The sequence below is a fragment of the Mesorhizobium metallidurans STM 2683 genome (assembly GCF_000350085.1).
Lineage (GTDB): Bacteria > Pseudomonadota > Alphaproteobacteria > Rhizobiales > Rhizobiaceae > Mesorhizobium > Mesorhizobium metallidurans.
Genome location: NZ_CAUM01000054.1, coordinates 1 through 10,895 on the forward strand (window position 1 = coordinate 1; position 10,895 = coordinate 10,895).

General features: G+C 59.2%; 11 protein-coding genes and 1 pseudogene. 10 read left to right on the forward strand and 2 right to left on the reverse strand.

Annotated elements, in window-relative coordinates:
- Positions 1-449 precede the first annotated feature (449 nt).
- Positions 450-673, forward strand: a pseudogene (locus MESS2_RS30820) (VOC family protein); the annotation flags it as partial.
- Between the two features lie 267 nt (positions 674-940).
- Here MESS2_RS30820 and MESS2_RS09145 read toward each other — a convergent pair.
- Positions 941-2,008, reverse strand: coding sequence for an adenylate/guanylate cyclase domain-containing protein (locus MESS2_RS09145; protein WP_008873904.1), 1,068 nt, complete (start codon positions 2,006-2,008; stop codon positions 941-943).
- A 112-nt stretch (positions 2,009-2,120) separates the two neighbouring features.
- On the opposite strand from MESS2_RS09145, the gene MESS2_RS09150 reads away from it, so the two are divergent.
- The 7 genes from MESS2_RS09150 to MESS2_RS33240 all read left to right on the forward strand — a co-directional run bounded on the left by MESS2_RS09150 (position 2,121) and on the right by MESS2_RS33240 (position 7,741).
- Positions 2,121-2,561 carry an SRPBCC family protein gene (locus MESS2_RS09150; RefSeq protein WP_008873905.1) on the forward strand — a complete coding sequence of 147 codons (441 nt, stop codon included), beginning with the start codon at positions 2,121-2,123 and terminating at the stop codon, positions 2,559-2,561.
- A 418-nt stretch (positions 2,562-2,979) separates the two neighbouring features.
- Positions 2,980-3,561, forward strand: coding sequence for a VOC family protein (locus MESS2_RS09155; RefSeq protein ID WP_008873906.1), 582 nt, complete (start codon positions 2,980-2,982; stop codon positions 3,559-3,561).
- 27 nt (positions 3,562-3,588) lie between these two features.
- Positions 3,589-4,482, forward strand: coding sequence for a glutathione S-transferase family protein (locus tag MESS2_RS09160; RefSeq protein ID WP_008873907.1), 894 nt, complete (start codon positions 3,589-3,591; stop codon positions 4,480-4,482).
- Positions 4,483-4,782: 300 nt separating this feature from the next.
- A complete protein-coding gene (locus MESS2_RS09165; protein ID WP_008873908.1) occupies positions 4,783-5,529 on the forward strand; it encodes a helix-turn-helix domain-containing protein in 747 nt (248 codons plus the stop codon).
- Between the two features lie 409 nt (positions 5,530-5,938).
- A complete protein-coding gene (locus MESS2_RS09170; RefSeq protein ID WP_008873910.1) occupies positions 5,939-6,991 on the forward strand; it encodes a SagB/ThcOx family dehydrogenase in 1,053 nt (350 codons plus the stop codon).
- Between the two features lie 51 nt (positions 6,992-7,042).
- Positions 7,043-7,288: a hypothetical protein gene (locus MESS2_RS09175; RefSeq protein WP_008873911.1), complete on the forward strand. Its 246-nt coding sequence runs from the start codon at positions 7,043-7,045 to the stop codon at positions 7,286-7,288.
- A 291-nt stretch (positions 7,289-7,579) separates the two neighbouring features.
- The gene (locus MESS2_RS33240; protein WP_244439921.1) at positions 7,580-7,741 is read left to right on the forward strand and encodes a hypothetical protein; all 162 of its coding nucleotides are present in this window, start codon (positions 7,580-7,582) and stop codon (positions 7,739-7,741) included.
- A 235-nt stretch (positions 7,742-7,976) separates the two neighbouring features.
- Here the strand turns inward: MESS2_RS33240 and MESS2_RS09185 are convergent, their stop codons facing one another.
- On the reverse strand, positions 7,977-8,186 hold the full coding sequence (locus MESS2_RS09185; protein WP_008873913.1) for a hypothetical protein: 210 nt from the start codon (positions 8,184-8,186) through the stop codon (positions 7,977-7,979).
- A gap of 738 nt (positions 8,187-8,924) precedes the next feature.
- On the opposite strand from MESS2_RS09185, the gene MESS2_RS09190 reads away from it, so the two are divergent.
- On the forward strand, positions 8,925-9,806 hold the full coding sequence (locus MESS2_RS09190; protein ID WP_244439925.1) for a DUF2865 domain-containing protein: 882 nt from the start codon (positions 8,925-8,927) through the stop codon (positions 9,804-9,806).
- Positions 9,807-10,005: 199 nt separating this feature from the next.
- A complete protein-coding gene (locus MESS2_RS09195; RefSeq protein WP_008873916.1) occupies positions 10,006-10,242 on the forward strand; it encodes a hypothetical protein in 237 nt (78 codons plus the stop codon).
- Positions 10,243-10,895: the final 653 nt, after the last annotated feature.

Here is a 10,895-nt window from a genome sequence, read left to right on the forward strand (position 1 = left end):
GTGCAACAGCCTCGTTCGGTTTTGGAAAGAGGGAGCCTGTCTGTCTATTCGCGGTACCTGCCGGCTTCGCTTGAGATTTCGATCGTGACTTCGATGCTGGTTTTGCCATGCCCACCTCCCAAGTAACAGTTGAAAAGCTATACGTTACACTGCCGATAGAATGTCACACTAGCGGCAACATAGACTGATGCATTTCCCGCGTTCGCCGAGATCAATGGCTCATACTTCCGGACCCCTGGCAAGATTTCCGCCCCTCAAAGCGGCAGCGGCGGATTTCATCGCTTCTGGCGCAAGACTACGGATTGAATTAGCATCACGTGATCAAAGCCTCCGGTCGGAGCCTAACAACGTGTGCAGGGGCAATTCGGGCGAACTGCCACGCATATCCGAAGCTGCCAGTCGGAGCGCGAATCCGGCAAAAAGGTGGGAAAGTCCCTGGGAGGAGACCAATGCAGAAGCTGCAATCGCAGGGCGTCCACCACATCACGCTGGTCGGCGCCGGGCGTCAGACCTCGATCGATTCTGGGAAGGCGTGCTTGGCATGCCGTTCATCTTCGAGCAGCCCAATCTCGACAGGCCCAGCGAAAGCCATCTCTATTTCGATCCGGGCGACGGAAGGCTGATCACCGTCTTCACCGACGAGAGTCAGACGCCAGTGGCGCGGCGCACGCCTGGAGCCGACCTGAGCTACAGCTGCTGGCGGCGCATCGTTTTGGCGAGCGAAGGCGCCTCTCCCTCGAAGGGTGGATGCCGGGAATAGTCGGCCCTTAGCACCGGCCAGCGAAGCTGCGCGCGACGCGCATGGCTGGGCTCTAAACGTGCCATACTCCAGTTGTAGTATCGTAGCTTCTTTGCCGTTCGAATTTCTCTCAGTCATGGCTTCGCACGATACCAAGATATGCTGCGAACGACACATCCACGGCGTGCTCAACCATTCGATCTATTCCGGCAAGCCGAAAAGTGTTTGCGCGCCTGCTATTCCTCGGAGCGGATGACTGCCCATGGCGATCATCGGCTCGGTAGTTTCTGCCTCGAACACTGTCGACGCGAGCACCGTCCGTCCCAACGGCTTGCACAGCCCTTCGATGCGGCTGACAAGATTTACAGCCTTGCCGATCGCGGTGAAGTCCAACCTGCCGGCAGTGCCGATATTCCCCCAGAGTATCTCGCCGACATGCAGGCCAATGCCATATCCGAGCTCAGGGCCGCCATTGCGGCGCCGAGTTTGGTTGAGATGATCTATCCCGGCGCGCGTGGCCTTCACGGCGCGTACCGCAGCGTCACATGCGGCATTTGCATCGCGCTCGCCAATCGGGAAAATCGCGAGGACGCCATCACCTATAAACTTGAGAACCTCACCACCAAATGCGTGCACCGCGCCGGCGACGCAATCGAACCAGGCATCAAGTACCAATACGATCTCGTCTGCATCATGAACCTCGGATAGATCGGTGAAACCTCGAAGGTCCGCGCACAGAAGCGCAGCCCGTATCGTCTCTCCCTTTACTCGACGAGAATGACCGTTGAGCACATGTGCTGCACTGCGCTTTCCCAAATATGCTTCGAGCAATGCGCGTTTCGCGGACCGTTCTGCGAGTGCGGTCATCGGAGCCGCAGCAAACCGGGAGATTTGCCGCAGCAGCTCTGACTGCGCCTCATCCGGAGTATGATCGAACGCCCACACCAAAGTCGGTGCGACACCGCCCGCTCGCTCGTCGAACACGATCGCCCGCGTCGTGCCAAGCCACTCCCGCAGCACGAGCCGGGGATCGGCATTCTGGCGGTCGGCGCCTATCCCCAAAGCCTCGACCACTTCACCCCCAGGCGCTCGCCAGAGCCAGATGCGGCGTGAAATGATCGGGTCGGGAGCATCCTGCGCCAGCGCGCCGGCGATGATCGGCAAGCCGTCTTCCATCAAATGCGTTGAGAGCTGCAACAGAAGTCGCCCACCGTCGCCAATATGCGCGGCGTCGTCCAGAAGGAATGAAAGCGAGTTTGCAAGAAGCATCGGTAGTCACTCGGCACCGGCTTATGCTTACGCCTCGAACATCTTCTTGCAACTCCCCACATTAGCCTCAATCATGCACGGCATTCGATGTGGATGTGACCTGGAGTGAGCGATGGCGGAATCGGTTTACACAGAGATTGAGGTCGCCGCGCCACAAGCGACCGTGTTCGCGCTTTTGACGGATCCGGACCAGATCGTGCGATGGATCGGGACCGAAGCGAATTTGGATGCAACGCCGGGCGGTCTGTTCCTCGTCAATGTCGGTGGTCGCCATATGGCGCGCGGTGAGTTCACCGAGGTGATCCCGGTCCACCGTCTTGCCTACAGTTTTGGCTGGGAAGACAACGAGACCGTGCCGCCCGGCTCCAGCCATGTCGAGATCGACCTGATCGCGAGGGATGCGGGGACACTGATCCGCTTCACGCACAGCGGACTGCCGAACGCAAAGGAGCGTGACAGCCACCGAAGGGGATGGGAGCACTACCTCTCAAGGCTGAAGATTACTGCCGATGGGGGCCATGTCGATCCCGACGTGCCGATGAAGAATATGTGATTTTCATTTAAGGGCCGCGGGTGCCCGTAATCCGAACCAGGCGCGGCATGCGTCAACGAGGCCCCTTTGATCTGCCGTCGCCAAACCGGCCGCTCGGGAAACCCAGCGACCTGCGGGCTGTCGCACCATGACAGCTGCCGGCGACGGATCGTTTCGGCGAGCTCGGCGAAGGCGTCCGCGATCCCGGTGCCGCTCTTGGCGCCTGCGTGGAGTTCTTGAAACTCAGCGCTTCTGGCGCAACGCCTCGGATTGAATTAGCATCCGTTCATCAAAGCTCCGGCCGCACTCCTGCAGGAAGCGGAATGCGGAGCGCAGGCGAGCGAGGCCGGGCGCGGTCACATGCCGGGTGCTGATCCAAGCGCGACTGGGCATCCGAACTTCCGTTCGGCGGCAAGACGGCGTGGCCGGGAGGAGACCAATGCAGAAGCTGCAGTCGCAGGGTGTTCATCATATCACGCTGGTCGGCGCCGGGCGTCAGACCTCGATTGATTTCTGGGAAGGCGTGCTTGGCATGCCGTTCATCTTCGAGCAGCCCAATCTCGACAGGCCCAGCGAAAGCCATCTCTATTTCGATCCGGGCGATGGAAGGCTGATCACCATCTTCACCGATGAGAGCCGCGCGCCGGAGAAGCGGCGCACGCCGACCGATCCAGGCTGCGTCCATCACATCGCCTTCGCGGTGTCGCGGGTCACCTTCCTGCAGGCGGTCGCCCGGCTTGACGAGCGCGCCATCAAGCATAGCGGCGTCAAGGATCGCGGCTTCATGGATTCGATCTATTTCGAGGATCCGCTCGGCCTGTTGATCGAGCTCGCCTCCTACCGCTTCGAGCCGCCGGTGGGGTTCACGCATGCCGACGTGCTGATGGAGGCGCACAGACTGCGTGTCGCGCGTGGCGATTACAATATCGCCGAGGTGCATCTCGCCGACGCGATACAGGCGCTGGTCGAGCGCTCGCACGCCACACTGTCGGACGACCGGGCGCCCAAGAATCCATATTGACGACAGCCAAACCGAGGGAGGATCACAATGGCAAAGACCACAACAAAGAGTGCGAAGAAGCCGGCTGCCAAGGCAGCCACGAAACCGGCGACCAAGGCCGTGACAAAGCCTGCAGCCAAGGCGTTGAAGGCCAAGCCGGCAAAGAAAGCCGCCGCAAAACCTGCAGCCAAAGCATCGGCCAAGAAGTCCGCGCCGAAGGCCAAGGCCAAACCGGCGAAGGCCGGGAAAGGCGGGCTGAAGCTCAGCATGCTGAAGCCGAGCGTCAACAATATGAGCGTGCGGGTGTTCGCGCGCGCGGCCGGGCTCGACCATTTCGAGACCGATGTATGGGGCGTTACGCGCTCGCCCGAATATATGGCGCGAAACCCGGCGCATCTGACGCCGATGATCGAGGACAAGGGCCTGCCGAGAGGCGTCCTGTGGGAAAGCTGCGCCATCATGCAGTATCTCGCCAACAAGCACGGGCTGGAGAAATTCTATCCGAAAGCGCCGGCCAAAAGGGCGATGATCGACAGCGCCATGTTCTACCTCATCGGCACGCTCTATCCCTATGTGGCGCGCGCCACCTATCCCGCGCTGAACTTCCCGCAATATGCCGGCGAGGTCGGCCACAGCGACGCCCATCCCGACCGGAAATCGGAAGCCCAGAAAGCCGCCGCGGCCGCGATTGCGGAGCCGCTGGAGGTGTTTCACTCCTTCTTCAGGAACGGCAAGCCATTCATCGGCGGCAAGAACCCGTCGATCGCCGACATCCGCCTGGCGGCGACGCTTGAGTTCCTGGCCGTCATCGACTACGCGCTGCCCGAATGGGCCAGGGATTATATGGCGGCGATGGAGAAGAAGCTTGGCAAGGCCTATGCCGAGCCGGCCGGCGACGTGCGCGGCTATATCGCCTATGTCAAGTCGCAGGCCACGGCCTGACCCTGGCTGGAGGGGTCTGGACGGTTCGAGATCAGGGCCAGGCCTCTGGCAAAATCGCCCGGCACTTTTGCGATTCCGGGCGATTTGCCGCGATATCCGGCAAATCCGGTTGTCAATTGGACTTATGACAGGGGCCGCTAACCGTTTCGCTGTTTTTTTAAGACCGCCATGCCATTACACTAACATGGTCAAATTGGTTTTTTCTGCGAGTTCTATCAATGGGTTCAGTAGGTATGGAAGAAAAAGGTTACATAGGAATCGGGCAGAAAAAACTTTGAATTCGCCTGCGGGGGCGATGACGTGTCGATACGCGAGAATCTCGCCACAAATCTCAGGCGGCTCTGCAAGGACCACGCCTCGGTAAGTGCGGTGTGCCGTGAATTGCGCATCAACCGCACGCAATTCGAACGCTATCTGCAAGGCCAGACCGTTCCGAACAAGGCCACCGCCAAGCTGATCTGCGATTATTTCAAGATCGACGAAGCGGAGTTGTACCAGGACCACGGTGCTGCCGAGCCTGTGGTCCCCGGCCTGCCGCCGATTTCCGAAAGCCTGTTCAAGCAGCTGATACGGCCGCCAAGCCCGTCGATCGCCGGCGGCACCTACCTGACCTATTTTTCAATACCAGGTCGCACCGACCTTTTGATGCGTTCGGTAACGTTCGTGCGGCGCGAAGCCGAACTGGTCACCTTCAGAAGAGTGACCGGATGGTCCGAACGTCGAGGGTCGACATGGGCACGCGCGCGCGGCAACCACTATGGGGTGGCAATCTCGCGCCTGAACTGGATCTACTTCAGCGGCATCAACCGCCGGCAGACAGGAGAGCCGTCGCTTATCTCGGTGCAGTGGGCGCCCATCTCCGAACCCGTTCTTACCGGCAGGGCGATGCTGCTGACCGAATCCGGGCCGGCCTTCGTGTCGGTGATCATGCGGCATGAAGTTGCCATCAGCTCAAGAAACGCGATCCGGATGGCGCATGTCGTCAAGCTCGACGACCCAAGCGTCGATCAGCTCGTCGTGAGCCTGACCCGGGACAGCGTCGACTGACGGGCTCTGCCTTTGCGCGTGACGCGTTTTAAGAATGACATACTCAATAATAGCATAAATTTTATGTACACTACGCTATATCAGAGTAAGAAATTACAGCGCATTCCATGCATAAGATGATATCTTATGTCATGATAGTATTGTCGAAAAATTTACTATAATTTTAAGAAGCCGTTAGGATTTCAGACCTTACCTTTCTTTCCGCGGATCCCATTGTGGGGCTCATAAAGAGAGGGACGAAAAATGGCAAAGAAAGTGAACACCGCTCCGAAGCTGACGATCAGCGCCGGCACGACGACCGTCTTCTTCACCCAGGGCATGCATTACAACAAGCGCTGAAATCGCGAGGCGCCGGCAGGCCTTTCGTTTGCCGGCGCTCCGTCTTCGCAATGGCGTCGAACCGATGAAAATGCGCTCCTCAAAAACGCTGGTCTTCTATACCGGGCCTGGCAAGGTCACCGCTTGCAACTTCCTTACCAGGAGCGTGTTCGAGTGCAGCTCCGAGGTGATCGGTCTTCTCGCGGCCTGGGATAAATGGGCGTCGCCGGCGGATGTCTCGCGCAGCCATGGATGGTCGCATTCCGAGCTCAGGGCGATCGTTCCCCAGCTGGTCGATTTTTCCGCCCTGGTGACGGCCGGGTCGCAGATCGCCGAACAGGAGGCCGCGTTCTCCGGGCAATGGGGCTGGGGCGTGCCGACCGCGCTGATGCATTTTTGCGTGCAGGACAGCGAATTCATCAGCATCGAGCAGTCGGAGGAGCGGCAGATCGAGCGCGCGGGGCGTATTCCGCAGCCCGACCTTCTGCTCAAGAACCCGCCCGGCGCCATTCGATTGCCGGAGGCGCTGGACGACAATGAGCTGCTCGCACTGATGGCGCGGCGGCGCACCAATCGCTCAGCTGGCGCACCCACCATCACGCTGAAGCAGCTCTCCGACTGCCTGTTTGCCGGCCTGGGCATTACCGGCGAAACCACCAATTGCGTGGGTTCCCTGCCGCTGGCGATGACGCCTTCTGGCGGCGCAAGGAATCCCTATGAAGCCTATGTGGTTGCGACCGCGGTCGAAGGCCTCGATCCCGGCGTCTATCATTACTCAGCCGCCGACCACGACCTCGGCAGAATCTCAGCAAATCATCTGCCGAAGATCTCCGATCTGATCGGCGGCCAGGAGTGGGCAGATGCGATGCCTTGCCTGATCCTGCTCTGCGCAAAACTCGACCGCACCATGTGGAAGTACGAGGACGCCAACGCCTACCGGGTGGTGCTGATCGAGGCGGGCCATATCGGCCAGAACATCATGCTGGCGGCGACCAATCGCGGCCTGTCGGCGTGCCCGACGGCGGCGCTGCGCCATTCGGCGATCAAGCGTCTGCTCGGCCTCGATCGCCTCACCGACGCGCCAGTCTATGCATTGACCATCGCAGTCCCGGCGTCGCATTCCGAAGCCAGATCGATCAATTAGTTGCCCGGTCCGTGTTCCCCCGAGTTCCACCAGATGAACAGGAGCAGCCACGTGCCAAATCAAGCGCTACGCCAATCCGAAATCGAAAACCTCCAATACATTTCCACCATGACCAATGAGCTGCTGCAGATGGCTGAAGCGAGCCGTTTCCCGATGATCGCGTATCTGCTGGGCATGGCCTATGCGGAAGCATTCGATGCCCTTCGCGGCGGGCGTCCGGTCCGGCAGATGGCCAGCATGCCTCGCCGCTCGGCGCTTCAACAAAAAGCCGTGCGGACCCAATCGGTGGGTACGTGAGGGAAAAACGAATGACAATCTCCGATGTTGGGATGAGTTCGCTGCCTTGCCCAGACCGATGGGAGACACTTTGCACGCTGCAAGACCTGCTCCCCGGTCCTGAGAAAGACTGCCGCCCTCTGCCTGCGCGAAAGGAGTGCAAGACATGAACATGGTCGCATCCATAAAAAGCGCTGAGATCAGGGGCGCGGAAAACGGGGGCGCCGAAGCCAGGAGCGACACTTTCAGCCGGCTTAAAGCCCTGATTGCCGCACGGCCGCGATCATTGGACGCTGCGCGCGCGGAAGCACCATGTGGGGAGCGGTGGATGCATTCCGCGCCCATTTCGAGTTCATGATGCAGACTATTGAGATCGACGGGGCCAGCGACGCCAGTCTCGAAAGTCTGCGGATGCGCTGCCGCTTCTACCTCGAACAGGTCGAGGCCCTCTGTCTGGCATCGCGCTATCGGTAGATGGGGCGTCGTTCGTTTGGCTGATGGCAAGTGCGCGGCAAAGGTTAAGGTTTCGTTTACCAATAGTTAGTCTACTGGGGGCAGTTTACCTCAGGCCCGCGACCGCGGATGTACCGGCGCGGATGTCGAGGAGGAAAAAAGGTCGGCCATGCGCCGGCCTTTTTGTTTTTCGGTTTTTGCTTTCAGCCCTTTTGGTGTCGATGAGACGACAGGTCGGTTTCGCGTACCGGCAGCATCAATGGGGACTGCGCCTCGCCTCGACATGCCGCGCCAGTTCCGGCGTCTCGAAGACATAATCGCTCCAGGCCGATTCCGGAATTTGACCGGCCAGATAGCATTCCAGCAACAGGCTTTCCTCAGGGTTGAGAGGCCGCGGCGCGCGCTCATGACCCAGCGAGTGAAACAGATTTCTGGCCAGGTCCGAGACAGTGAAGTGGATCGACATCATGCGTCTCCTTTGCTGCATCAACGTCGGAGGCAGGGCAAAGGTTTCAGTGGAACTGCCGGTAACGCCGGATTGATCGGGCAGGCTGCCCGCCATCAGATTTTTGATGGCCGCGAAGACGCCGGCGACATGAATTGACGTCTTGTTCAATTGTTGGCGTCAGCATCCAGGAATTGGAAATGAAAATTGCTGCACGGCGCCATTTTCCCTTGGGCAGCGCGCAAAGACGAAGTATTTTATATTATAATTGTTATGCATAATCTCTCTATTTTAGAATATTTATCGACGGCATTTCATTTTTTGTCCACTCTAATCGCCACTGCTTTAACGCCTATCGTGAGACTCATCGATTTAATTACATAAGTTCGAAAAATATATTTTCTACATTACTCGAAATCGAGCCGAACTTCGGGTTCGTCGTGCTGGCGTTGCTATAGCTGATTTCGTCTCAATCTTGAAACAAAAGTGTAATATCGAATTTACGAGAGCAGGTGTAATAGACTAGAGCTAAAATCTCTGGAATCATGGATTTTAACTGAATTAGACCGGTCTCATTTAGTTCAGCCTTATTCACGATCAACAAGAGTGCGGCTCCGGGTTCTCGGCGGAAACAAGGCAAGGGTCACTCCAATGACACGCTTATGGTCTAACGCTATGCTGGTGCTGGTGTTGGCGACAACATCTGCGGTCGGCGTTTCCTCTTCATACGCGGATACTTGCAGCGCGATCAGAAGCCAGATGCTCTCGGCCGGTCGCGGCTCCGGGTCGAGCCCGCAAGTCGCCCAGTTGCGGCGGCAGCTTGTCGCGATCCAAAGGCTGGAGAAACAGCGCCGCTGCTCGGCAAAGAGCTCGATGGTCGGGTTCTTCTTCAACCCCTGCGCCGATCTCGTCCAGAACAAGGCGCAGGTGCAACGCCAGATCGCGAGCGCGTCGAATTCGGGCAGGGAAACATCGGGCCTGCGGGCGCGGTTCGTTGCCTTGGGTTGCGCGTCTACCCCCAAGAAGCAGGAACGGCAGAAAGCGCAGCCGCGGCAAGTGGAGGCGCAGCGTTCATCACCCAAAGCCCGGTCCGACGGCATGAAGTATGCCGGCAGCCCGATGCTGTTTTGTGTGCGCCTTTCGGACGGATATTTCTTCCCCGCGCCAAAATCGCAATTCGCCAAACAGGACGATCTGAAAGAAACTGTCGATCAGTGCCGTTACATTTGCGACGATGTCGGCGTCGACCTCTACACGCTGAGCGATGTCAGCCGCGAGACCGAAGAGATGGTCGCGCTGGAAACGCGAAAACCTTATGTAGAGCTTCCGACCGCTTTCAGATATCGCGACGATGCGAATTTCAAGGCGTGCGACGTCAAGCGTTACAACCAGCGGGTCGCCGAACTCAGGGCACGCACGGTAACGCCCGCCAACATGGTCAACGCCATCATTCCTTTGCCGACGGCGAAGCCGGATCTAGGCACCGTTGCGCAGATCCCCGACGCCAATGCCCCCGATGCCAATGCCGCCAATCCCACGGCGCCGGAGGCCAAGGGCGCCGCCCAGCATCAGTCGATCGAAAAACTGGCCGGCACGCGACCGGTAAGGGTGGTCGGGCCGGCTTTCTTTCCCGAGGATTGATCTCCCCCAAATTGACGAGGCCAGAATTGAAGGGCAAAGACTGGCGGTCTGCATCCAGTGGGCCGCCGTTCTCGAGTGCATCGGGCCGTTGACCCGATCCCCCAAACTTCCCGATTGCGCAACTCAAAGCGGCCGATCCTGCCTGGAACGCATCGGCCGGTCGCCGCGTTGTCGCTGGAGCAATCGGGGAGCAGTGGCAATGGTGACATTCAGGGAAATGAAGGTTCAGGAGATCGTCGAAGACGAATCCCTGACCACCGAAGAGAAAATCGCCAAACTTCGAGACATCGAATCCGAAGCGCGGGGATTGCAGCGCGCGGCATCGGAAAGCCCGATGGGCGACGACGATGGCTGGCAGGACGAATTGCGTCAGGTCCGAATTGCGCTGGACAAGCTTGGCGCGGAAGAGCCCAATAAGGGCGCAGCGTCGTTGTAGCGTCATCCCGCTCGGCCTTGCTGCCCGAACGTCAAGCGCGTCGCGGGCATGCTTTGAGCGTGCATTAGGCCGATGGCGTTATTCGCAGACCATACGGGCCCGCTTGCCGGGCTCGCTGACATTCCTGCAAGCGAGCGGCTTTGCCGGCCCGGACAGAACGGGCGGGTTGTTGGACACCCTCGTCATGCGCCTTGCAGGCCCTGTGGGTGCAGTGCTCCTGCGGTCCACCGACCGCCTTGGCATTTGCGGTGCAACTGGAAAGACGTCGCTTTCCAGTTGCAACTGATCGGCTTGTGCTTGTGGCGGGGGCTTGTCCCAAATGCGCCGGACATCGAGTGGCCTGGGAATGACTACGCTGCCGTCATAACTGCGCGAGCAACCGCCCCCGAACAACAGCATCGGGCACAGGAAAAGCGGCAAGATCCGTCCCAACATCGGTAACACCCCTGCGAAATTATAACGCTGCTTCGGCACTGCCGACAACGGGCAGATCAGCGCAGGCTAATGGTCATCTAGAGATGCGCCCCCGGGCCACCAGCGGGAAGTGGACACACAAACCAAATTCGCTGCGATCCGAGGCCGCGAGCGGATTTTCCCAAATTGATCGCAGGCTGCGATCCGTTAAGGTTAGCGTAACGTTAGGACAGTCGTCA

What these genes read in the sequence shown, in the direction of transcription:
- MESS2_RS09145 (WP_008873904.1), bottom strand. Translation starts at nt 2,008, where the DNA reads ATGCTTCTTGCAAACTCGCTTTCATTCCTTCTGGACGACGCCGCGCAT.
- MESS2_RS09150 (WP_008873905.1), top strand. Translation starts at nt 2,121, where the DNA reads ATGGCGGAATCGGTTTACACAGAGATTGAGGTCGCCGCGCCACAAGCG.
- MESS2_RS09155 (WP_008873906.1), top strand. Translation starts at nt 2,980, where the DNA reads ATGCAGAAGCTGCAGTCGCAGGGTGTTCATCATATCACGCTGGTCGGC.
- MESS2_RS09160 (WP_008873907.1), top strand. Translation starts at nt 3,589, where the DNA reads ATGGCAAAGACCACAACAAAGAGTGCGAAGAAGCCGGCTGCCAAGGCA.
- MESS2_RS09170 (WP_008873910.1), top strand. Translation starts at nt 5,939, where the DNA reads ATGCGCTCCTCAAAAACGCTGGTCTTCTATACCGGGCCTGGCAAGGTC.
- MESS2_RS33240 (WP_244439921.1), top strand. Translation starts at nt 7,580, where the DNA reads ATGTGGGGAGCGGTGGATGCATTCCGCGCCCATTTCGAGTTCATGATG.
- MESS2_RS09185 (WP_008873913.1), bottom strand. Translation starts at nt 8,186, where the DNA reads ATGTCGATCCACTTCACTGTCTCGGACCTGGCCAGAAATCTGTTTCAC.
- MESS2_RS09190 (WP_244439925.1), top strand. Translation starts at nt 8,925, where the DNA reads ATGCTCTCGGCCGGTCGCGGCTCCGGGTCGAGCCCGCAAGTCGCCCAG.
- MESS2_RS09195 (WP_008873916.1), top strand. Translation starts at nt 10,006, where the DNA reads ATGGTGACATTCAGGGAAATGAAGGTTCAGGAGATCGTCGAAGACGAA.